Raw genomic sequence first — 22,006 nt, forward strand, 5'->3', positions numbered from 1 at the left:
GCGGCACACCATGGCAAACATCAAGAAGCCCAGTGTGGACGCGGTGCTGGTCGGCTTCGGCTGGACCGGCGCGATCATGGGCATGGAGCTCACCGCCGCCGGCCTGAAGGTGCTGGCGCTGGAGCGCGGCGAGAACCGCGACACGCAGCCCGACTTCGCCTACCCGCGCATCACCGACGAGCTGAGCTACGGCATCCGCGGCAAGCTGTTCCAGAACCTATCGCGCGAGACCGTGACCATCCGCCACACGCCTGCCGACGTGGCGGTGCCGTACCGGCAGCTCGCGTCCTTCCTGCCCGGCGACGGCGTGGGCGGCGCGGGCGTGCACTGGAACGGCCACCACTGGCGGCCGCTGCCCAGCGATCTGCGCATCCGCAGCAACTACGAAGAGCGCTACGGCAAGAAATTCATTCCCGAGGGCATGACCATCCAGGACTTCGGCGTGAGCTATGAAGAACTGGAACCGCACTTCGACCAGTTCGAGAAGATCTGCGGCACCTCCGGCAAGGCCGGCAACATCGGCGGCAAGATCCAGCCCGGCGGCAACCCCTTCGAAGGCGCGCGCGCCAACGAATTCCCGCTGCCGCCGCTGGCCTCCGTCAACAGCGCCAGGCTGTTCGAGAAAGCCGCGCGCGAGCTCGGCTACCACCCCTTTCCGCAAGCGGCCGCCAATGCCTCGCGTGCCTACACCAACCCGCACGGCGCGCAGCTCGGGCCGTGCAACTTCTGCGGCTTCTGCGAGCGCTACGGCTGCTACATGTATTCGAAGGCTTCGCCGCAGACCACGCTGCTGCCCGTGCTGATGAAGCGCCCCAACTTCGAGCTGCGCACCCGCTCGCACGTGCTGCGCGTGAACATGTCGCCTGATGGAAAACGCGCCACCGGCGTGACCTACGTCGACGCGCAGGGCAACGAGGTCGAGCAGCCGGCCGACCTGGTCGTGCTGTGCGCCTACCAGTTCCACAACGTGCGCCTGCTGCTGCTGTCGAACATCGGCAAGAAGTACGACCCCGCCACTGGCGAGGGCGTGGTGGGGCGCAACTACGCCTACCAACTCAACGGCGGCGCGAGCCTGTTCTTCGACAAGGACCAGCCGATGAACCCCTTCGTCGGCGCGGGTGCCAGCGGCAGCGTGATCGACGACTTCGACGGCGACAATTTCGACCACGGCCCGCTCGGCTTCGTGGGGGGCGCGAGCATCAACTGCATCAACACCGGCGGCCGGCCGATCCAGCAGCTGAGCCTGCCGCCCGGCGCGCCCAGCTGGGGCGCGGGCTGGAAGAAGGCCGCCAAGGAAAACTACCCCTACCAGGCCAGCGTGGGCAGCCAGGGCTCGGTGATGGCCTACCGTGACAACTACCTCGACCTCGACCCGACCTACAAGGACGTGCACGGCCAGCCGCTCCTGCGCATGACCTTCGACTGGAAGGCCAACGACCTCGCGATGACGCAGTTCATCGGCACCAAGGTCGAGCAGATCGCCAAGGCCATGGGGCCGAAGCAGATGAAGCTGAACTTCCAGAAGGCAGGCGCGCACTACGACGTGCGCTACTACCAGTCGACCCACAACACCGGCGGCGCGCCGATGGGCACCGACCCGACGACCAGCGCGGTCAACCGCTTCCTGCAGGTGTGGGACGTGCCCAATGTGTTCGTGATGGGCGCCAGCGCATTTCCGCAGAACTTCGGCTACAACCCGACCGGCATGGTGGGGGCGCTGGCCTACTGGGCTGCCAAGGCGATCCGCGAGCAGTACCTGAAGAACCCGGGAGCGCTGGCATGAACGCGCGCCGAGTATCTGTCGGCGTGGTGGCGGCCGTGGCCCTGTTGTGCGCCGGGGCCTGGGCCGTGGCGCAGAAGGCGGAGGCGCCGCCGGTGGCCGGCGTGGCCGCACCGGCAGCTGCCGCGCCCGCATCGTCCGACCCCGTGCTGGAGCGCGGCCGCTACCTCGCGCGCGCCGGCGATTGCGTGAGCTGCCACACCGCGCCCGGCAAGCCGGCCTTCGGCGGCGGCCTGCCGATGAAGACGCCGTTCGGCACCATCGTCTCGACCAACATCACGCCCGACCCCGGGGCCGGCATCGGTGCCTACACCGAGGCCGAGTTCGCCCGCGCGCTGCGCGAAGGCGTCGCCAAGGACGGACATCACCTGTACCCGGCCATGCCGTACCCGTCGTTCGCACGCGTGAACGACGAGGACATGCACGCGCTCTTCACCTTCTTCCGCAACGGCGTGCAGCCCGTGGCGCAGAAGCCGCCGGCCACCGACCTGCCATGGCCCTTCAGCATGCGCGGGCTGATGGTCGCGTGGAACTGGATCTACCTCGACAAGGGCGTCTACCAGCCCGACGCCGCGCGCAGCGCCGAATGGAACCGCGGCGCCTACCTGGTGCAGGGCCTGGGCCACTGCGGCGACTGCCACACACCGCGCAGCATGCTGGGCGGCGTGAAGGCGGCCAGCGACGGCAAGGGCGAGCTGTTCCTGTCCGGCGCGGTCATCGACGGCTGGTATGCGCAGCCGCTGCGCCACACCGGCCGCCCGACCATGGCGCAATGGCCGGCGCAAGACATCGTGCAATACCTGCAGACCGGCCGCACCAGCCACACGGCGGCGTTCGGCGCCATGGTCGACGTGGTGCAGAACAGCACGCAGCACCTGTCGACGCAAGACCTGCAGGCGGTGGCCACCTATCTGCAGTCGCTGGGAGCGGAAGGCACTGCGCAGAATGCGCCGTCGCCCGCGTCCCTGGTGGCGGCGGCTCCCCAGCACCCGACCGCGCTTGCGCTGCGCAACGGCACGGTCGAGGGCAACAGCGGCGCGATGGTGTATCTCAACAACTGCAATGCCTGCCATCGCTCCGACGGCACCGGCGCGGACAAGACCTTCCCGGCGCTGGCCGGCAACAGCGTGGTGAACGCCAAGGATCCGACTTCGCTGATCCGCCTCGTGCTCGCAGGCTCGGCCATGCCCAGCACCGCCCAGGCGCCGTCGCCCATCGCCATGCCCGATTTCGGCTGGCGCCTGAGCGACGCCGACGTGGCCAGCGTGCTGAGCTTCGCGCGGTCGAGCTGGGGCAACCAGGGCGACGCCGTCACGGCGGCCCAGGTGGCCAAGGTGCGCGATTCGATCAAGCCCGTGGCTACAGCGAACGCGCAGCAGCAGAAGTGAGCGGGCGGGGCGCGCTGGCCTACCTGAGGGCCACGAGATCGCTCTCGTCCTTCAGCTCGACGCCCGTCAGCCCGCGCCGCAACGACTCGCGCATCAGCCACGCGAGCCTGAACGCGGCCGCCTCATAGGCCAGGCCCTCCGGCCGCACGTTCGAGATGCAGTTGCGCTCGGCGTCGTGCCGGCCGCGCCGGGGCGAATGGGTCAGGTAGATGCCGAGGCTGTCGGGCGAACTCAGGCCCGGGCGTTCGCCGATCAGCATGACCGACAGCGCCGCGCCGAACAGCTCGCCCACTTCATCGGCCAGGGCGACGCGCGCCTGCGTGGCGATCACCACGGGTGAGAAGCGCGTGTGCGGCGGCAGCTGCGCGCGCAACGCCGCGAGCAGCGGCACCGCATGGCGCGCGACCGCGAGCGAGGAAAGGCCGTCGCCGATGACGATGCAGACATCGCAGCCGTAGCGCCGCTCGCCGCGCAGGCGCGTGGCGTCGTCCTCGTCGAGCTGGCGGCCCAGGTCGGGGCGGCGCAGGTAGGCGGTGCGGTCCGCCGCGCGGCTGCGCGCGCGGGCCACTTCCCAATGCTGGCTGCGCAGCTGGCTGTCGAGCGCGTCGACGTCGAGCGCGGCGTGGATGGCATCGCGCGCCATCGCATGCGCCCAGCCGAAGCGCAGCGTCTCGTCGGTCGGCATGCCGGCGCCGGCACGGCCCAGGGCCAGCCGCGCGGGCGTGGCGGAGCGCCATTGCGCCCACGGGTTGGGGGTGACAGGCGAGTCGCTCATCGTGCCAATGCGGCGAGGCCGCTCATGTCGGCCAGCAGCCGGTTGGAGGAGGGCGGCGCGAGCCGGCCGGCGGTATCGGTGATCTGCATGCGCTGCAGCCAGGCCTCGAACTCGGGTGCGCGCTTCAGGCCCAGCGTCTGGCGCATGAAGAGCGCGTCGTGGAAAGAGGTGCTCTGGTAGTTGAGCATCACGTCGTCCGCACCCGGGATGCCCATGATGAAGTTGATGCCTGCCGTGCCCAGCAGCACGAGCAGCGTGTCCATGTCGTCCTGGTCGGCCTCGGCGTGGTTGGTGTAGCAGATGTCGCAGCCGATGGGCAGGCCCAGCAGCTTGCCGCTGAAATGGTCCTCGAGGCCGGCGCGGATGATCTGCTTGCCGTCGTACAGATACTCCGGCCCGATGAAGCCGACGACGGTGTTGATGAGCAGCGGCTTGTAGCGCCGCGCCAGCGCATAGGCGCGCGCCTCGCAGGTCTGCTGGTCGACGCCGAAGTTGGCGTTGGCCGACAGCGCGCTGCCCTGGCCGGTCTCGAAGTACATAACGTTGTCGCCCACGGTGCCGCGCTGGAGCGACAGCGCCGCCGCATGGGCCTCGTCGAGCAGCTCGGGCGTCACGCCGAACGAGAGGTTGGCCTTCTCGGTGCCCGCGATCGACTGGAACACCAGGTCGACCGGCGCCCCGGCCTCGGCGAGTTTGAGGGTGTTGGTCACATGGGTGAGCACGCAGCTCTGCGTGGGGATCTCGAAGCGCTGGATCACCTCGTCGAGCATGCGCAGCAGATCGCCGAGCACCGGCATGCTGTCGGATGCGGGGTTGAGCCCGATCACCGCGTCGCCCGCGCCGTAGAGCAGGCCATCGAGCGTGGAGGCCGCCACGCCGCGCAGGTCGTCGGTCGGGTGGTTGGGTTGCAGGCGCACCGCCAGGTGGCCGGGCAGGCCGATGGTGTCGCGAAAGCGCGTGACCACGCAGCACTTCCTGGCGACCGACACCAGGTCCTGGTTGCGCATGAGCTTGGACACCGCCGCCACCATTTCGGGCGTGAGGCCCGGTGCCAGTGCGGTGAGCGTGTCGGTATTGGCCGCGTCGGACAGCAGCCAGTTGCGGAAGTCGCCCACGGTGAGGTGCGACACCGGCGCGAAGGCGCCCGCGTCATGGCCGTCGATGATGAGGCGCGTGATGTTGTCGCTCTCGTACGGAATCAGCGCTTCGTTCAGGAACTGCTTGAGCGGCGTGTCGGCCAGCACATGGCGCGCCGCCATGCGCTGCTGCGCGGTGGCCGCGCCGATGCCCGCGAGGTAGTCGCCCGAGCGCGCGGGGCTGGCGAAGGCCATGACCTGTTTCAGGTCGTCGAAGCGGAAGACCTGGCCGGCGATGGTGGTGCTGTAGCGCATGGGTCTTGGGTCGGAGGTCGTCAGGCGTTGTTGGTCGAGGAAAGCATTTCGTCGGGCGCCGCCGCATCGCGCTGCGCCGAGGTCAGCAGGAAGTAGCCGTAGGCCGCGGCCATCAGCACGACGAACAGCAGCGTGAGCATGCCGTTGAACCACACCATCGCGCCCAGGCACACCGCGCCGAGCCCGAGCGCGATGGCCGGGAACACGGGGTAGAACGGCGCGCGGTAGGAGCGCCGCAGGCCGGGTTCGCTGCGGCGCAGCTTGAACAACGCGGCCATCGAGATCATGTACATCACGATGGCGCCGAGCACCGCCATGGTCACGATGTTGGCGGTGAGCGTCTGCCCGCCGAACTGCACCCACTCGTCGCTGAAGATGGCAATGACGCCGATCACGCCGCCGGCCAGCAGCGCGCGGTGCGGCGTGTCGAAGCGCGGGCTCAGGCCGGCGAAGTAGCGCGGCAGGTAGCCCGCGCGCGCCAGCGCGAAGATCTGGCGCGAGTAGCCCATGATGATTCCGTGGAACGAAGCGATCAGCCCGAAGAGCCCGATCCACACCAGCATGTGCAGCCAGCCGCTGTTGTCGCCCACCACCGCCTTCATGGCCTGCGGCAGCGGGTCGTTGATGTTGGCGAGCTTGCGCCAGTCGCCCACGCCGCCCGCGAAGATCATCACGCCAAAGGCCAGCACCACCAGCGTGACGATGCCCGTGGTGTAGGCGATGGGAATGGTGCGGTGCGGGTCGCGCGCTTCCTCGGCCGCCATGGCCGCGCCTTCGATGGCCAGGAAGAACCAGATGGCGAACGGGATCGACGCGAAGATGCCCGAGATGGCCGCGCCGTTCAGCACGCTGCCGCCGGCCCAGCCGTTGGCGGTGAAGTTGGCCAGCGTCCAGCCCGGCGAGACAACGCCCATGAACACCAGCAGCTCGACGATGGCCAGCACCGTGACGAACAGCTCGAACGCCGCCGCGATGCCCACGCCGATCCAGTTGAGGCCGATGAAGATCACGTACGCGCCCAGCGCGAACCACTTCGGGTTGATGCCGGGGAACTGCACGTTGAGGTAGGCGCCGATGGCCAGCGCGATGGCCGGCGGCGCGAAGACGAATTCGATCAGCGTCGCGAAGCCCGCGACGAAACCGCCGTGCGGCCCGAAGGCGCGCCGTGCATACGCGAAGGGGCCGCCCGCGTGCGGGATGGCGGTCGATAGTTCGGTGAAGCTGAAGATGAAAGTGGTGTACATCGTCGCCACCAGCAGCGTGGCGACGAGAAAGCCGAGCGTGCCGGCCGTGTTCCAGCCGTAGCTCCAACCAAAGTACTCACCGGAGATGACGAGGCCCACCGCAATGCCCCAGAGCTGCAGGGGACCGAGTACCTTCTTGAGATGGCCGGTGCCGGCGTGCGCTGCCGGCGTGGCTTCGGTGGAGTTCATGCGGCGTCCTCTCTTCGTGAATGGTGACAGTGCACATTCGGCAAAGCAAGGGCTGTTCCACCGGATACACCGGCTTGCGGGCGCGGCATGCGCGCTGGCCATAATCGGGGTCTTTCAATCCCCGAGGTGTTTCGTGAAGTCTCTTTTCTGTGCCGCTCTCGTGTCCGTCCTTGCCATCCCCGCCGCGTTCGCGCAGTCCGCGCCCGTGACCACGCCAAGCGGGCTGATCTACCAGTCGCTCAAGGAAGGCACCGGCGCTTCGCCCGCGGCCACCGACGTGGTCAAGGTGCACTACCGCGGCACCTTCCCCGACACCGGCAAGGAATTCGACAGCTCCTACAAGCGCGGCGAGCCGACCGAGTTCCCGCTCAACGGCGTGATCCCCTGCTGGACCGAAGGCGTGCAGAAGATGAAGCCCGGCGGCAAGGCTAAGCTGACCTGCCCGCCGTCCATCGCCTACGGCGCGCGCGGCGCCGGCGGCGTGATCCCGCCGAACGCCACGCTCAACTTCGAAGTGGAGCTGGTGTCGGTCAGCAAGCGCTGACGCGCTCGCGCCGGGCGCGGGTCGCTCAGATCTGCGCCATGCCGCCGTCGACGAACAGCTCGACGCCGTTCACGAAGCTGGCGTCGTCCGAGGCCAGGAACACCACGGCCTTGGCGATCTCGTCGGGCGTGCCGACGCGGCCCAGCGGAATGCCCTGGGCCTGCGACTCGACGAAGGCCTGCACCTGTTCCTTGTCGAGCCCCAGCAGGTCGTATGCCGGCGTCGGCACCACGCCCGGGCTCACCGCATTCACGCGGATGCCCTTGTCCTTCAGGTCCACCGTCCAGCTGCGCGCGAAGCTGCGCACTGCGGCCTTGGTGGCGCTGTACACGCTGAAGGCCGGGTTGCCCTTGATGCTGGTGATCGACGCGTTGAGCACGATCGACGCGCCCTTGGGCATCAGCGGCAGCGCCTTCTGCACGGTGAAGAGCAGGCCGCGCACGTTGGTGTTGAAGATGCTGTCGAAGTGTTCCTCCGTGATCTGGCCCAGCGGCAGCAGGCTTCCGCCGCCCGCGTTGGCGAAAAGCACGTCGAGCCGGCCTTTCTCCTGCTTGATGGCGGCGTAGAGGCGGTCGAGGTCATCGAGCTTCGACACGTCGCCGAGCACGCCGGTCACGTTGCGGCCGATGGCCTTGACGGCCGCGTCGAGCTCGGCCTTGCGCCGACCCGTGATGAACACATGCGCGCCTTCGGCCACGAAGCGCTGCGCGGTGGCCAGGCCGATGCCGCTGGTGCCGCCGGTGACGAGTGCGATCTTGCCTTCGAGCTTGAGAGTCATGATTTCCTTCTTCCATGGTTCGTGTTGTGGACGCAGGGAAGTTTGGGCGCGACACCCTCGCGGACCAATAGGCCTGGCGGGACTTGTTTGTTTCCTTATCGCCAACAATGCGCCGACGGGTCAGCGCTGCGCCATGCCGCGCCTAGCCGGGCTGGTACTGGTACAGCCAGGTTTCGGTCAGCGTCTGGTCGCCGACCTTCAGGTACATGCGCATGTCGACGGGCTCGTTGCCTTCGGGCGTGTAGTCGAACTGCGCGCGCCAGTGGCCCGGCACGCCGTTGGGCACGGCCTCGGCGAACACGTAGCTGAACTTGCCGCGCGGCGCCGTCAGCACCACCTCGGGCTTCACGCCGAAGGGCACGGTGGCCAGCGGCTGGCCGATGAACTCCACCATGAACTTGCGCACGCCCTGCGGGCGCGGCTGCCCCGGCTGGCCGCCGCGTCCGATGCGCGTGGCCACGCAGTGCGCGAGCGGCGAGGGAAACGGTTCCTGGTCGGTCCAGTGCAGGCGGTACTGCAGGCTGTAGCTCGCGCCCGCCTTGGCGTCGGCCTTGGGCACCCAGAAGGCGACGATGTTGTCGTGGATCTCGTCGTCGGTCGGTATCTCGATGAGCTGCACCGAACCCTCGCCCCAGTCGCCCAGCGGCTCGATCCACAGGCTCGGGCGCTTCTCGTAGTTCACGCCGTCCTGGTAGTGGTCGAACACGCGGTCGCGCTGCAGCAGGCCGAAGCCGCGCGGCCTGGTGTCGGTGAAGGCCGAGGCGCGCGTCTGCGTCGGGTTGTTGAGCGGGCGCCAGATGCGCTCGCCCGCGCCGTTCCAGATCGCGAGGCCGTCGGAGTCGTGCACTTCGGGACGCCAGTCGATGGCGGTGGGCTTGTTGGTTTCCGAGTACCAGTACATCGAGGTGAGCGGCACCAGGCCCAGGCGGGCCACGTCGCGGCGCATGAAGAGGCGCGCGTCGATGTCCATGATGACGGCCTTGGTGCGCTGCATGACGAACTTGAACACGCCGGTGACGCTCGGCCCCTCGAGCAGCGCGTACACCGTCATCGACGTGGTGTTGCCGGCGGCGGGCGTCTCGAAATAGAAGCGCGTGAAGTTCGGGAACTCCTCGGGCTTGTCGGGTACCGCCACGTCGAGCGCGATGCCGCGTGCCGACAGGCCGTACTGGTACAGCTCGCCGATCGCGCGGAAGTACGAAGCGCCGAGGAAGGCGACCCAGTCGTTCTTCTGCCAGTCGAGCTTGCTCTGGTCGCCCAGGCGGCTTTCCTGCAGCCGGAAGCCCGCGAAGCCCGCGCCGGGCGGCAGCTGGTGCGCGGGGCTGTCGGCCGGCATCGAGAAGTAGTCGGGGCTGTAGAGCACTTCGCGCGCGAAGGCGTCGCCCCCGGCGTTTTCGAGCACGTGCATGCGCACCGGCGCCTGGAAGAAGCGGCCCAGGTGGAAGAAGGTGACCGGAAAGGCCCCGGGGCCGTCGCGGAACAGGGCGTTGGCGGGGTCGAACTTGATCTTGCCGTGCGCGTCGTAGTCGATGCGGTCGAGCACTTCGGGAGCCAGCGGCGCGGCGGCCACGTAGGGCTGGCCGGCGAGCGCCTTGGCCTGCGCGACCAGGGCGTCGAACGAGAAGGGGGAGGGCTGGCTCAGTTGCAGGCCGTTGGCGGCAAGTGCCTCGGTGGGCAGGCCCAGGGCGGCGAGTGCGGCGGCGGCGCCACCGGCGGCAAGGAAGGATCGGCGATCAAGCATGTGGTTCTTGAGGGTTGCGAATCTCTGGGGGAAAAGAAAGGAAAGCGGCGGAAATGAATCGGCCATTTTCCGCGACCGGGAACAACCCCGAGCTTCACCCGGCGCACGGCCGCCCCGCGTCAGCCATTCCGCGCAAACCGGGCCGGACAAGGCCGGGAATCCGGAAAATTGTGCTTTTATGTATCCGCGCCCCCAGTCTTGTCAGCGGGATCGGTGGCCTTCAGCGCATACACCGCATACAGGGGCACGCCGAGCAGCAGCATCACCATCGGCGCGAACAGCATGTAGGGCAGGCCGATGCCTTCCATCACCCGGTAGGTCGCGTCCAGCGCCAGCCGGGGGTGCGACTGCGTCAGCTCGGCCTCGCGGCGGATGCCCCAGTGAAACTCGGCGCCGGTGGTGCGCACCGACGGATGCTGCCTCGCGCGGCCCACGGCCAGCCAGCACATGGCATCGAAGGCCAGCACCGAGCCCGCGGGCGCGCGTTCGCCGAATGTCGCGAACACCGCCTGCACCTGCTCGGGCTGCAAATACATCAGCACGCCTTCGGTGAACAGGAACACCGGCCGCGCGTTGCGCTTGCGCGGCAGGCCCAGTTGCTCCCACCAGTCGGGCGCGGTCAGGTCGAGCGTGCGCAGGTCATGGCGCTGGTTGGTTTCGGGGATCAGTTCGCGGCGCAGTTCGAGCACTTCGGGCAGGTCGGCGTCGGTCATGTGCGACTTGTCGTCGTCCAGCCACTGGAAGTAATGGCTCAGGCCGCAGCCCATGTTGACCACGCGGGCGCCGGGGTGCGCCTTCAGGAAGTCCTGCGCGAGGCTGCGGAAGCGGCGCGTGCGCGAGAGGATGCCGTAGATGGTGGCGCGGTCTTCGGGCAGCGCGCTGCCGTCGTCGCGGATCCGCTCGAGGATGCCGGCGGCATAGGCGTCGCGCACGGCCACCCGCGGAAACATCGCATCGCCCGAGGCTCGCGCGGCCAGGGGAATCCGTAGGGTGGAAGGCACGGCCGACAGGCGTCTGGCGGGTTTGCTGTGTGTCATGAATGCCCAGGAAAGACCGGACCCCAGTCTGGCCGCTCCGGCATCGATGGGCAAGTCAGTCTTTTGTTCAGGCGGACGGCTTGCCGCGCTGCCGCGCAAGATGGCGGTAGACCGTGCTGCGATGCACGCCGAGGCGCCGCGCCGCCCTGGAAACGTCGTGGTCGCAGGCCCTGAGCGCTTCATCGATGGCGTGGCGGGTGATGTCCAGCAGCGGGCCGGCCTGCGGTGCAAGGGCGGCTTCGGTGGCTGCATCCGGCGGCGGCGCGGCGGGCGCGCCGAACAGGTGGGCGGGCAGGGCGGCGGCAGTCACCGAATCGCCCGGGTCGGCCAGCGCGACCACCGCGCGCAGCGTGCTGCGCAGCTCGCGCACGTTGCCCGGCCAGCGGTAGGCGGCCAGCGCTTCGAGGGCATCGCTCTCCAGCCGCAGGTGCTTGTCGGCGCCGCCCGATTCGAGGAACAGCCGCGCGATCAGCGCGTGCCGGTCGGCGCGCCGGCTCAGCGGCGGCAATGCGACGGTGAAACCGGCCACGCGGTACATCAGGTCGGCCCGGAAGCGGCCGGCCTGCACCAGCGCCGGCAGGTCGCCGTGGGTGGCGCAGACCAGGTCGAAGTCCACCGCCACGCCCTGGCCCCCGCCCAGCGGCGTGACCACGCGTTCTTCCAGCACCCGCAGCAGCCGGGTCTGCAGCGAGAGCGGAATCTCCGCGATCTCGTCGAGGAACAGCACGCCGCCGTGCGCTTCGCGGATGCGGCCCGCCATGCCCTTGCGCCGGGCGCCGGTGAAGGCGCCTTCGTCGTAGCCGAACAGCTCCGACTCGATCAGCGTCTCGGGCAGCGAGGCGCAGTCGACCGCCACGAACGGGCCGCCCGCGCGGCGGCTCGCGGCGTGCAGGCGGCGCGAGAACACTTCCTTGCCGCTGCCGGTCTCGCCGTTGACCAGCACCGACACGCCTTCGTTGAGCACGCGCACGGCCTTGTCGAGCAGCGGCAGGACGTCGTCGGCCGCCTGGGGCGCGTCGGCGCGCCTTGCGGCCGGCCGCGCGCCGCCCTGCGCGTTGGAGCGCTCCATCACGGTGGCGATCTGCCGCCCGCCGGGCAGCGTCAGCAGGCTGCGCCGGTGCTCCATGCGCGGCCAGTTCGGGCCGAGGAAGTCCCTGGCCTCCAGGTCGAGCAGGCCGTCCCATGAGCGGCCGAACAGTTCCAGCGCCACGCGGTTGGCCGCCGCGATGCGTCCGCCCTCGATCACGATCAGACCCTCGCGAGCGGTGCCGATCAGCGCCGGCCGCGCATGGAAGCGCAGCACATGGCCCTGCGCCTCGGCCAGCAGCATGCGGTGCTCCACCTGCTGCGCGGCCATGCGCACCAGGCCCAGCGCGTGCGTGTTCACGCGCACCGTCTCGCCCGAGATGTCGAGCGCGCCGGCCAGCTCCCCCCGGCCGGTGAATATGGGGGCGGCCGCGCAGCCCAGCGCGCCGTTCTGCGCCAGGTAGTGCTCGCCGCCCAGCACCATCAGCGCCTCGCGTTCCGCCAGCGCGGTGCCGATGGCGTTGGTGCCGCGGTTGTGTTCCGACCATTCCACGCCGGGCTGCAGCGCGATGCGCTCGGCCTTGGGCAGGAAGTCGGGGCTGCCGATCTCCTCCAGAATCAGCCCGGTGGCGTCCGACAGGATCACCACGCAGCCGTTGCCTATCGCATGCTCGGCCAGCCCGTCGAGTTCGGGCTGTGCACAGTCCAGCAGCCGCATCGACTGCTCGCGCCGCTCGCCCAGCAGGGCCAGCGCCATGGGGGCCGGGTCGATGTGCTGGTGGTCGACCGGACGGCTGCGCTGCCACGAGCGCGAGATGTGCGGCGCGATCCACGGGGCGGGGTCGCGGCCCTGCACGAAGAACAGGTCCCGGGCCTGTTCGACCCGGACCGATGGCCACTGCGCTTCGCTCATGCGTGTCTCCGGTTGTCTGCCGTTCGCGGTCTGTTCGCCTTGTGCGACATCCTAGTCGCTGTGTTCGCAGGAACATGTCGCAGATTGCGAATGAAAACCCGCTGCGAAGTGCGGCTGCCAGCGGGGAGGCACTCAGGGAATGTCCCGATCCGCGCGGGTACGTGGCTTGCGGATGTCCGTGCGGGTCGCCGCATGTCGCGGCGCCAACAGCAGCAAATGGAGACAACTCATGGACATGCTCGAACCAGGCAAATTCGGTACCGCGGTTCCGTTCAAGAAGCGCTACGGCAACTACATCGGCGGCGAATGGGTGTCGCCGCTGGAGAACCAGTACTTCGACAACATCACGCCCGTCACCGGCAAGGTCTTCTGCGAAGTGCCGCGTTCCACGGCGGCGGACATCGACCGCGCGCTCGACGCCGCGCACAAGGCCAAGGCCGCCTGGGGCCGCACCTCGACCACCGAGCGCGCCAACATCCTGAACAGGATCGCCGACCGCATGCAGGAAAACCTGCCCGTGCTCGCGGCCGCCGAGACCTGGGACAACGGCAAGCCGATTCGCGAGACCATGGCGGCCGACCTGCCGCTGGCGGTCGACCACTTCCGCTACTTCGCGTCGTGCATCCGCGCGCAGGAGGGCGGCATCAGCGAGATCGACCATGAAACCTTCGCGTACCACTTCCACGAGCCCATCGGCGTGGTCGGCCAGATCATTCCGTGGAACTTCCCGATCCTGATGGCGGTGTGGAAGCTGGCACCCGCGCTGGCGGCCGGCAACTGCGTGGTGCTGAAGCCGGCCGAGCAGACGCCGGTCTCGATCCTGGTGCTGATGGAGATCATCGGCGACCTGCTGCCGCCGGGCGTGCTGAACGTGGTGAACGGCTTCGGCGTGGAGGCGGGCAAGCCGCTGGCGTCGAGCAACCGCATCGGCAAGATCGCCTTCACCGGCGAGACGACCACCGGCCGGCTGATCTCGCAATACGCGAGCCAGAACCTGATTCCCATCACGCTGGAGCTGGGCGGCAAGTCGCCCAACATCTTCTTCGCCGACGTGATGGACCGCGACGACAGCTTCTTCGACAAGGCGCTCGAAGGCTTCGCGATGTTCGCGCTGAACCAGGGCGAGGTCTGCACCTGCCCGTCGCGCGCGTTGATCCAGGAGTCGATCTACGACCGCTTCATGGAACGTGCGCTCAAGCGCGTGGCGGCCATCAAGCAGGGCAGCCCGCTCGACATGGGCACGATGATCGGCGCGCAGGCCTCGAGCGAGCAGCTCGAGAAGATCCTGTCGTACCTGGACATCGGCAGGCAGGAAGGTGCCGAGGTGCTGATCGGCGGCGAGCGCGCCAGGCTCGAAGGCGACCTGGCCGACGGCTACTACGTGAAGCCGACCGTGTTCAGGGGTCACAACAAGATGCGCATCTTCCAGGAAGAAATCTTCGGCCCCGTGGTGTCGGTGACGACCTTCAAGGACGAGGAAGAAGCGCTCTCCATTGCCAACGACACGCTCTACGGCCTGGGCGCCGGCGTGTGGAGCCGCGACATGAACCGCGCCTTCCGCATGGGCAAGGGCATCCAGGCGGGCCGCGTGTGGACCAACTGCTACCACCACTATCCGGCGCATGCGGCCTTCGGCGGCTACAAGCAGTCGGGCATCGGGCGCGAGAACCACAAGATGATGCTCGACCACTACCAGCAGACCAAGAACCTGCTGGTGAGCTACAGCGAGAACAAGCTGGGCTTCTTCTGATGGCCGGCGATGTCCTGCGCGTCACCGCGAGCGATGCCGCGCTCGCGTTGATCGACAGGCTCGCCGCCAGGCACGGCCCGCTGATGTTCCACCAGTCGGGCGGCTGCTGCGACGGCAGCGCGCCGATGTGCTACGCCCAGGGCGAGTTCATCGTCGGCGACTACGACCGCTTGCTGGGGCACATCGGCCGCATGCCGTTCTACATCAGCGGGCCGCAGTTCGAGTACTGGCAGCACACGCAGCTGATCATCGACGTGGTGCCGGGGCGCGGCGGCATGTTCTCGCTTGAAGGGCCGGAGGGCGTGCGCTTCCTGACGCGCTCGCGGCTCTTCACGGACGAGGAATGGGCCGTGCTGGAGGCCGAGGAGGCGAGCGGGTCCGGTAGGGCGGCTGCGGGCTGAAGCCCGCAGCTAGTTCGAAGTTGCGAACAACTGCTTCACCAGCAGTTGCGTCGCCGGCGACAACGTTGCGCCCGCCTTCGTCGCCATCAGCAGCCGCCGCGTGGCCCATACGTCGCGCAGCCGCACCACCTTCAAGTCGAGCGCCGCCACCTGGGCTTTGCACGCCGCGAGCGGCACCACGCCGATGCCGAGGTTGGCCGCAATCATGTGGCACATGGCGTCGAAGCTGCGCACCTGCACGCGCAGCCGCATCGGAACGCCGGCGTGCTCGGCCGCGCGCGACGTGAGTTCCAGCAGCGAGCTGCTGCGGTTCAGCCCGACGAATTCGTGCGCGAGGCAGGTCTTGAAGTCGACCTGCCGGGCTCGCGTGCGTGCCAGCGGGTGCTGCCTGGCGCACAGCACGACCAGCTCGTCGGTCTGGAAGGGGGCGACGTCGAGGCCGTAGGCGGGCGTGTTCTCGGCGAACACGCCGACGTCCGCCAAGCCGTCGACCAGCGCGCGCACGATGTCGCCGCTGAGCTGCTCCTCGACCTCGATGCGGATGTCGGGGTGCTGCGCAAGGAATGTCGCGAGCGTGGTGGGCAGGAACTCGGTGAGCGCCGACATGTTGGCCCACAGCCGGACATGGCCGCGCACGCCGCTGGAGTAGTCGTTGAGCTCGTTGCTGAACTGCTCGAAGCCCTGGAAGAGGCGCATCGCATGCTGCATCGCCACATGGCCGGCGGGCGTGAGCGAAATGCCTTGCGCGCTGCGTTCGAGCAGCTTCGAGCCGGTGGCCGCTTCGAAATCTGAAAGCCGGCGGCTTGCCGCGGACAACGCAAGGTGGCATGCCTCCGCACCCTTGGTGATGCTGCCCGACTGCGCCACCGCGCAGAACAACCGCAGCGTGACGAAGTCGACGCGCGCGGGATTGATGGGAGTGGCCATCGGCGGATTCTAGAGAAGCAGAAACCGGGTCTTCGCGTTTCGCGAAGACCTGCTGCCATCACGGCAATTCCGCTCGGCGCGATCTGTTCCTAGAGTTGGGCCAACCCAACATGGAGACAGACGCGGACATGAATGCACTCGAAGGCCTGAAGGTGCTGGAGCTCGGCCAGCTGATTGCCGGCCCCTTTGCCGGCAAGACGCTGGCGGAGTTCGGCGCCGACGTGATCAAGGTCGAACCCGAAGGCACCGGCGATCCGCTGCGCAAGTGGCGGCTGCTGCGCGACGGCGGCTCGGTCTGGTGGGAGGTGCAATCGCGCAACAAGCGCTCGGTGTGCCTCGACCTGCGCAGCGCCCAAGGACAGGACGCGGTGCGCGCACTGGCTTGCGAGGCCGACGTGCTGATCGAGAACTTCAAGCCCGGCACGCTGGAGGGCTGGGGCCTGGGGTGGGAGCAGCTGCACGCGCTGAATCCGCGGCTCATCATGCTGCGCATCTCCGGCTACGGGCAGACCGGGCCGTACCGCGACAAGCCCGGCTTCGGCGTGCTCGGCGAATCGATGGGCGGGCTGCGCTACCTGAGCGGCGAGCCGGGGCGGGTGCCGGTGCGCGTGGGCGTCTCGCTGGGCGACACGCTCGCGGCGCTGCACGGCGTGATCGGCGTGCTCACGGCGCTGCACCACCGCACGGCGCACGGCGGGGAGGGGCAGTTCATCGACGTGGCGCTGTACGAGTCGGTGTTCAACGTGATGGAAAGCCTGCTGCCGGAGTACGACGCCTTCGGCGCGGTGCGCGAGCGCGCCGGCAGTGCGTTGCCCGGCATCGCGCCGACCAACGCCTACCGCTGCAGCGACGGGCACCATGTGCTGGTGGCGGGCAACGGTGACAGCATTTTCCGGCGGCTGATGCGGGCCATCGGCCGCGCAGACCTGGAATGCGATCCGCAGCTCGCGCACAACGACGGCCGTGTCTTGCGGGTGGAAGAGATCGACGCCGCCATCGAGGCGTGGACGCTGCAGCGCGGCCGCGACGAAGTGCTGGCGGTGCTCGATGCAGCCGGCGTGCCGGTCGGCCGCATCTACACCGTGGCCGACATCGCGAGCGACCCGCAGTACCTGGCGCGCGGAATGATCGTCGAGTCGGCAACATCCGGCGGCGGCACGCTGAAGGTGCCCGGCGTGGTGCCCAAGCTCAGCGCGACGCCGGGGCGCATCGCGCATCCCGCGCCGCGCCTGGGTGAGCACAACGGCGACTTGCACGCAGGCGGCTGGCCTGCGCGCCGCGCGGAAAGCGAGGCCGCATGAAGAACGGCAACGGCACCCGGCTGCACATCAACGAGGTGGCCACGCGTGACGGCTTTCAGATGGAAAGCCGCTTCATTCCCACCGACGACAAGGTCGCGCTGATCGACCGGCTGGGCGGGTTGGGCTACGCGAAGATCGAAGTGACCTCGTTCACCTCGGCGAAAGCGATCCCGGCGCTGCGCGACGGCGAGGAGGTGATGCACCGCATCGCCCGCAGGCCCGGCGTGGTCTACACCGCGCTGGTGCCCAACCTGCGCGGCGCGGAACGGGCGCTGGAAAGCCGCATCGACGAGTTCAACATCGTGATGTCGGTGAGCGAGACGCACAACCTGTCGAACCTGCGCATGACGCGGGAGCAGTCGTTCGCGCAACTGGCCGACGTGGTCGCGCTGGCGAAGCAGGCCGGCGTGCCGGTGAACGTGTCGCTCTCCTGCGTGTTCGGCTGTCCGATGGAAGGCGAGGTGCCGGTGCCTTCGGTGCTCGGGTGGATCGAGCGCTTTGCCGCGCTCGGCGTGCAGGGCGTGACGCTGTGCGACACCACCGGCATGGCCTATCCGACCCAGGTTCAGGCGCTGTGCGAGCGGGTCATCGCGGCTTGGCCGGCGCTGGACTGGACCGCCCATTTCCACAACACGCGCGGCATGGGCCTTGCGAACACGGTGGCGGCCGTCGAAGCGGGCATTCGCCGGCTCGACATGTCGCTCGGCGGCATCGGAGGCTGCCCCTACGCGCCGGGCGCGACCGGCAATGTCGCGACGGAAGACGTGGTCCACATGCTGCAGTGCATGGGCTACGAGACGGGCATGGACCTGGACGGACTGATTGCCGCGGCGGCCGAGCTGGCACTGCTCGTGGCGCATGAATTGCCGAGCCAGGTTTCCCGGTCGGGACATCGCCTGACGCGGCACGCGCCACCCGCGCACAGGAGGAACTGAACCCATGATCGATCATCTGGACCACCTGGTGCTGACCACCGCGCACGAGGAAGACTGCATCCGCTTCTATGTCGACGTGATGGGCATGGCGCTCGAGAGCTTCGGCGCCGGGCGCAAGGCTTTCCGCTTCGGCAACCAGAAGATCAACCTGCACGTGAAGGGCCACGAGTTCGAACCCAAGGCGCAACTGCCGACGCCGGGCTCGCTGGACCTGTGCTTCATCGCCAGCGTGCCGCTCGACGTGGTGATGGCGCGGCTGGCGGACAAGGGCGTGCCGATTCTCGAAGGGCCGGTGATGCGCACGGGCGCCACCTCGCGCATCCGCTCGGTCTATGTGCGCGACCCCGACCTGAACCTGATCGAGATATCGGAACTCGCGGCCTGAAGGCGCGTGCTTCGAAGACAGCAGACAAGAAAACCACCGGAGACAGACAAACCATGCAACCCATTCGCCGCCTGCTCGCGGCCGGCCTCGTGCTGGCCGCTTCTGCCGCCAGCGCCGACACCTGGCCTTCCAGACCGATCACCTTCGTCGTTCCCACCGCGCCAGCCGGTTCCACCGACATCATGGCGCGGCTGGTCGGCGAGCCGCTGCAACGCGCGCTGGGCCAGCCCGTGGTGGCCGACAACAAGCCGGGCGCCAGCGGCAACATCGGCGCCGAGTGGGTGGCGCGCGCCGCGCCCGACGGCTACACGCTGCTGATGCAGTACTCGGGCTACCACGTCGGCAACCCTTCGCTCTACCCGAACCTCAAGTGGAGCCCGACCAGGGACTTCGTGCCGGTGGCGATGGTGATGCGCGCGCCGCACGTGGTCGCGGTGAGCGGCAAGCTGCCTGTGAACTCGATGAAGGAGCTCATCGAGTACGGCAAGAAGAAGGAGGGTGGCCTGTTCTATGCCTCTTCGGGCAACGGCTCGATCCAGCACATCGCTGGCGAACTGCTGTCGAGGCAGTCGAAGCAGGCGATGACGCACGTGCCGTACAAGGGCTCCGGGCCGGCCATCAACGACCTGATCTCGGGCAACGTCGACATGTTCATCACCACGCCGCCTTCGGTCATCGGCCATTTCGCGACCGGGCGCATCAAGGCGCTGGCATACACGGGCAGCAAACGGCACCCGTCGATGCCCGATGTGCCGACTTCGGCCGAGGCGGGCTTGCCCGGCTACGAGGTGGAGTCGTGGTTCGCGGTGTTCGCGCCGGCGAAGACACCGCCCGATGTGGTCGCCAAGCTGAGCGCGGAGATCAGGAAGATCGTGGAGAGCGAGTCCTTCCGCAAGAAGGTGGACGAGCAGGGCGCTTTCGCGACCTACATGGATTCGCCGACGCTCGCGAAGTTTGTCGACCAGGAACTGGCGGCTTGGTCGAAGGTCATCAAGTCGGCGGACATCAAGCCGGACTGACGCAGCTTCGGCTAGAGCTTCACGCCGACGATCGACAGGATGATGGCGGAGAGCGTCAGCGCGACCGGCAGTTTCTGCGCAACGAGCGCATGCGCGCGCACGGCGGTGGCCTGCGTTTGCAGCAAGAGGCTTCGTTCGGAATGGATGCGTGTGGACATTTCAGGCTCCTGGGTTGATTGCGGGCTGTGTGCCTGCATGGGTTCAACGATAGACCCGCGGGAGCGCGCCGGCGCGGCGCTTTCGTCGACACGGCGTTTCCGTTTTTGCAACGATCCCGGGGTCGCCTGGCTGAAACTTTTCGCGGCTGCAGCGCCGGCGCCTAACCCGCGATGAGCTTCTGCACCAGCTCCGCCGTGGTCGCGGCCGCGTACTTGCGCATGAGCCGCGCCCGGTGCAGTTCGACCGTGCGGTGGCTGATGCCCAGCGCCTTGCCGATTTCCTTGGAGGTCAGCCCGCGCATCACCTGCGCCGCCACCTCGCGTTCGCGCGGCGTGAGCTCGGCCTTCACCGCGCGGCGCGAGCCCAGGTCCTCGAAGGTCCAGATGCCGGCCTCGTGGGGGGCGGCGCGGTTCATCGCATGGCCGGTGACGTGGCACCAGAAGGTCTCGCCCGCGATCGCCCCGTGCAGGCCGCCCAGGCGCTTCATCATGCGGTTGTCGGCGTAGTGCCCGCTGGCGTTCAGAAAGGGCTCCATGCGCTTGCCGATGCGCTCGAACTCGGCCACGCTGGGGTACAGGATGCTGAACGAATGCCCTACCAGTGCGGAGGGCGTTGCGCCAAAAATCTCGCACACGCGCACGTTGCAGGCCACGATGGTGCGGTTGCTCGAAACCACCATGCCGACGGGCGCGTGTTCAAAGGCGAGCCGGTAATCGATTTCGGGCATCGGGTGTCACCATTACGAAATACTACGTATGCGGGTAGGTAGTATCGTTCAAGGCTTTCCCACCCACTCTCCATTCATCCATCAAGGAGCCCGAGTGAACAAGATTTATCCCTCCGCGGACGCGGCACTCAAGGGGGTCGTCGCAGACGGGCAGATGCTCGCAGTCGGCGGCTTCGGCCTGTGCGGCATTCCCGAAGCGCTGATCGACGCGCTGAAGGATTCCGGCGTGCAGAACCTCACGGTCGTTTCGAACAACGCGGGCGTCGACGGTTTCGGCCTCGGCAAGCTGCTCGAAACGCGCCAGATCAAGAAAATGATCGCGTCCTACGTCGGCGAGAACAAGGAGTTCGAGCGCCAGTACCTCGCGGGCGAACTGGCCCTCGAATTCACGCCCCAGGGCACGCTGGCCGAGAAGCTGCGCGCCGGCGGCGCGGGCATTCCGGCCTTCTTCACCAAGACCGGCGTCGGCACGCAAGTGGCCGAAGGCAAGGAATTGCGCGAGTTCGGCGGCGAGACCTACGTCATGGAGCATTCGCTGGTGCCCGACGTGGCGCTGGTGAAGGCCGACGTGGCCGACAAGTCCGGCAACCTGCGCTTTCGCCTCACGGCGCGCAACTTCAACCCGGCCGCGGCCATGGCCGGCAAGATCTGCATCGTCGAGGTCGAGAAGATCGTGGAAGTGGGCGAACTGGCCCCCGACGACATCCACCTGCCGGGCATCTACGTGCACCGCATCGTGCTCAACGCCAACCCCGAGAAGCGCATCGAGAAGCGCACCGTGAGCGCCGCCGCGCCGGTGGACGCCGCGGCCGCCAAGGTCGAGGCCCAGGCCGTCATCGCGCAGGCGGCAGCCGGCAGCGAAGTGCCCGTGCCCACCGTGCCCGCCAACAAGAAAGAAGGAGCCTGAGATGCCCTGGACCCAAGACCAGATGGCGGCCCGCGCCGCCCAAGAACTCGAAGACGGCTTCTACGTCAACCTCGGCATCGGCATTCCCACCCTCGTGGCCAACCACACCGGCACCAAGGAAGTCTGGCTGCAGAGCGAGAACGGCATGCTCGGCATCGGCCCGTTCCCGACCGAGGACAACGTCGACGCGGACCTCATCAACGCCGGCAAGCAGACCGTGACCACGCTGCCCGGCTCGGCCATCTTCGGCAGCCATGACAGCTTCGCGATGATCCGCGGCGGCAAGATCAACCTGTCGATCCTGGGCGCGATGCAGGTCAGCACCAAGGGCGACCTCGCCAACTGGATGATCCCCGGCAAGATGGTCAAGGGCATGGGCGGCGCCATGGACCTCGTGGCCGGCGTGAAACGCGTGATCGTGCTGATGGAACACGTTGCCAAGAAGAAGGACGGCACCGAGGACCTGAAGATCCTCGAGAAGTGCACCCTGCCGCTGACGGGCGTGGGCGTGGTCGATCGCATCATCACCGACCTGGCCGTGATGGACGTGGTGCCCGAGGGCCTGAAGGTGGTCGAACTGGCGCCGGGCGTCACTTTCGACGCGCTGCAGGCCAAGACGGGCGCCAAGCTGATCCAGTAAGGCGACTGGCGCTACGACTGCAAGAGGGCAGGGCAGCGGAAGCAGGCCC

Annotated in this window: 21 protein-coding genes; 11 read left to right on the forward strand and 10 right to left on the reverse strand. The window is 68.3% G+C overall.

The window, feature by feature from the left end; translation table 11 throughout:
- The first annotated feature begins 10 nt into the window (after positions 1–10).
- Positions 11–1,783 (forward strand): GMC family oxidoreductase, encoded by a 1,773-nt coding sequence (locus AC1RVW_RS15055; protein ID WP_493200798.1) that lies wholly within the window; start codon positions 11–13, stop codon positions 1,781–1,783.
- Entirely contained in the window at positions 1,780–3,168 is a 1,389-nt protein-coding gene (locus AC1RVW_RS15060) for a c-type cytochrome (protein WP_493200800.1), read from the forward strand. Before AC1RVW_RS15055 ends, AC1RVW_RS15060 begins: the two co-directional genes overlap by 4 nt.
- Positions 3,169–3,187: 19 nt before the next feature.
- Here the strand turns inward: AC1RVW_RS15060 and eutC are convergent, their stop codons facing one another.
- The 3 genes from eutC to eat are packed head-to-tail and all read right to left on the reverse strand — an operon-like array spanning position 3,188 to position 6,767.
- On the reverse strand, positions 3,188–3,943 hold the full coding sequence (eutC, locus tag AC1RVW_RS15065) for an ethanolamine ammonia-lyase subunit EutC (RefSeq protein WP_285414808.1): 756 nt from the start codon (positions 3,941–3,943) through the stop codon (positions 3,188–3,190).
- Positions 3,940–5,334 (reverse strand): ethanolamine ammonia-lyase subunit EutB, encoded by a 1,395-nt coding sequence (locus tag AC1RVW_RS15070; protein WP_493200803.1) that lies wholly within the window; start codon positions 5,332–5,334, stop codon positions 3,940–3,942. The genes eutC and AC1RVW_RS15070 overlap by 4 nt, the downstream gene beginning before the upstream one ends.
- 20 nt (positions 5,335–5,354) lie before the next feature.
- Positions 5,355–6,767, reverse strand: a complete 1,413-nt coding sequence (gene eat, locus AC1RVW_RS15075; RefSeq protein WP_493200805.1) for an ethanolamine permease — start codon at positions 6,765–6,767, stop codon at positions 5,355–5,357.
- Between the two features lie 133 nt (positions 6,768–6,900).
- Here eat and AC1RVW_RS15080 point away from each other — a divergent pair, with 133 nt between their 5' ends.
- Positions 6,901–7,311 (forward strand): FKBP-type peptidyl-prolyl cis-trans isomerase, encoded by a 411-nt coding sequence (locus AC1RVW_RS15080; protein WP_081267093.1) that lies wholly within the window; start codon positions 6,901–6,903, stop codon positions 7,309–7,311.
- A gap of 25 nt (positions 7,312–7,336) precedes the next feature.
- Here the strand turns inward: AC1RVW_RS15080 and AC1RVW_RS15085 are convergent, their stop codons facing one another.
- The 4 genes from AC1RVW_RS15085 to AC1RVW_RS15100 all read right to left on the reverse strand — a co-directional run bounded on the left by AC1RVW_RS15085 (position 7,337) and on the right by AC1RVW_RS15100 (position 12,806).
- Positions 7,337–8,089, reverse strand: a complete 753-nt coding sequence (locus tag AC1RVW_RS15085) for a glucose 1-dehydrogenase (protein WP_081267094.1) — start codon at positions 8,087–8,089, stop codon at positions 7,337–7,339.
- 142 nt (positions 8,090–8,231) lie between these two features.
- Positions 8,232–9,830: an OpgD/OpgG family glucan biosynthesis protein gene (locus AC1RVW_RS15090; protein ID WP_106934083.1), complete on the reverse strand. Its 1,599-nt coding sequence runs from the start codon at positions 9,828–9,830 to the stop codon at positions 8,232–8,234.
- 176 nt (positions 9,831–10,006) lie between these two features.
- Positions 10,007–10,831 carry a class I SAM-dependent methyltransferase gene (locus AC1RVW_RS15095; protein WP_106937408.1) on the reverse strand — a complete coding sequence of 275 codons (825 nt, stop codon included), beginning with the start codon at positions 10,829–10,831 and terminating at the stop codon, positions 10,007–10,009.
- A gap of 103 nt (positions 10,832–10,934) precedes the next feature.
- Positions 10,935–12,806: a sigma-54-dependent Fis family transcriptional regulator gene (locus AC1RVW_RS15100; RefSeq protein ID WP_493200808.1), complete on the reverse strand. Its 1,872-nt coding sequence runs from the start codon at positions 12,804–12,806 to the stop codon at positions 10,935–10,937.
- 229 nt (positions 12,807–13,035) lie between these two features.
- Between AC1RVW_RS15100 and adh the strand changes: the two genes are divergently transcribed.
- Positions 13,036–14,556: an aldehyde dehydrogenase gene (gene adh / locus AC1RVW_RS15105; RefSeq protein ID WP_493200810.1), complete on the forward strand. Its 1,521-nt coding sequence runs from the start codon at positions 13,036–13,038 to the stop codon at positions 14,554–14,556.
- Positions 14,556–14,957, forward strand: coding sequence for a DUF779 domain-containing protein (locus tag AC1RVW_RS15110; protein WP_493200812.1), 402 nt, complete (start codon positions 14,556–14,558; stop codon positions 14,955–14,957). The genes adh and AC1RVW_RS15110 overlap by 1 nt, the downstream gene beginning before the upstream one ends.
- A 9-nt stretch (positions 14,958–14,966) precedes the next feature.
- Here AC1RVW_RS15110 and AC1RVW_RS15115 read toward each other — a convergent pair whose 3' ends face one another.
- Positions 14,967–15,884: a LysR family transcriptional regulator gene (locus tag AC1RVW_RS15115; protein ID WP_493200814.1), complete on the reverse strand. Its 918-nt coding sequence runs from the start codon at positions 15,882–15,884 to the stop codon at positions 14,967–14,969.
- Between the two features lie 128 nt (positions 15,885–16,012).
- Between AC1RVW_RS15115 and AC1RVW_RS15120 the strand changes: the two genes are divergently transcribed.
- The 4 genes from AC1RVW_RS15120 to AC1RVW_RS15135 are packed head-to-tail and all read left to right on the forward strand — an operon-like array spanning position 16,013 to position 19,524.
- Entirely contained in the window at positions 16,013–17,185 is a 1,173-nt protein-coding gene (locus AC1RVW_RS15120) for a CaiB/BaiF CoA transferase family protein (RefSeq protein ID WP_493200816.1), read from the forward strand.
- Positions 17,182–18,120, forward strand: a complete 939-nt coding sequence (locus tag AC1RVW_RS15125) for a hydroxymethylglutaryl-CoA lyase (RefSeq protein WP_493200818.1) — start codon at positions 17,182–17,184, stop codon at positions 18,118–18,120. The genes AC1RVW_RS15120 and AC1RVW_RS15125 overlap by 4 nt, the downstream gene beginning before the upstream one ends.
- A gap of 4 nt (positions 18,121–18,124) precedes the next feature.
- Complete coding sequence (locus AC1RVW_RS15130) at positions 18,125–18,505, forward strand: VOC family protein (protein WP_106934087.1); 381 nt, start codon at positions 18,125–18,127, stop codon at positions 18,503–18,505.
- 53 nt (positions 18,506–18,558) lie between these two features.
- Complete coding sequence (locus AC1RVW_RS15135) at positions 18,559–19,524, forward strand: Bug family tripartite tricarboxylate transporter substrate binding protein (RefSeq protein ID WP_493200820.1); 966 nt, start codon at positions 18,559–18,561, stop codon at positions 19,522–19,524.
- 11 nt (positions 19,525–19,535) lie between these two features.
- Here AC1RVW_RS15135 and AC1RVW_RS15140 read toward each other — a convergent pair whose 3' ends face one another.
- Together AC1RVW_RS15140 and AC1RVW_RS15145 are read right to left on the reverse strand one after the other, a co-directional pair.
- Positions 19,536–19,682, reverse strand: a complete 147-nt coding sequence (locus tag AC1RVW_RS15140; RefSeq protein WP_172839808.1) for a hypothetical protein — start codon at positions 19,680–19,682, stop codon at positions 19,536–19,538.
- Between the two features lie 161 nt (positions 19,683–19,843).
- Positions 19,844–20,410, reverse strand: coding sequence for a LuxR C-terminal-related transcriptional regulator (locus AC1RVW_RS15145; protein WP_081267103.1), 567 nt, complete (start codon positions 20,408–20,410; stop codon positions 19,844–19,846).
- A gap of 94 nt (positions 20,411–20,504) precedes the next feature.
- On the opposite strand from AC1RVW_RS15145, the gene AC1RVW_RS15150 reads away from it, so the two are divergent.
- Together AC1RVW_RS15150 and AC1RVW_RS15155 are read left to right on the forward strand one after the other, a co-directional pair.
- Positions 20,505–21,317, forward strand: a complete 813-nt coding sequence (locus tag AC1RVW_RS15150) for a CoA transferase subunit A (protein ID WP_081267104.1) — start codon at positions 20,505–20,507, stop codon at positions 21,315–21,317.
- Between the two features lies 1 nt (position 21,318).
- Complete coding sequence (locus AC1RVW_RS15155) at positions 21,319–21,957, forward strand: 3-oxoacid CoA-transferase subunit B (protein WP_081267105.1); 639 nt, start codon at positions 21,319–21,321, stop codon at positions 21,955–21,957.
- Positions 21,958–22,006 lie beyond the last annotated feature (49 nt).

This window comes from Variovorax sp. MPBD4-3 (genome assembly GCF_058809745.1).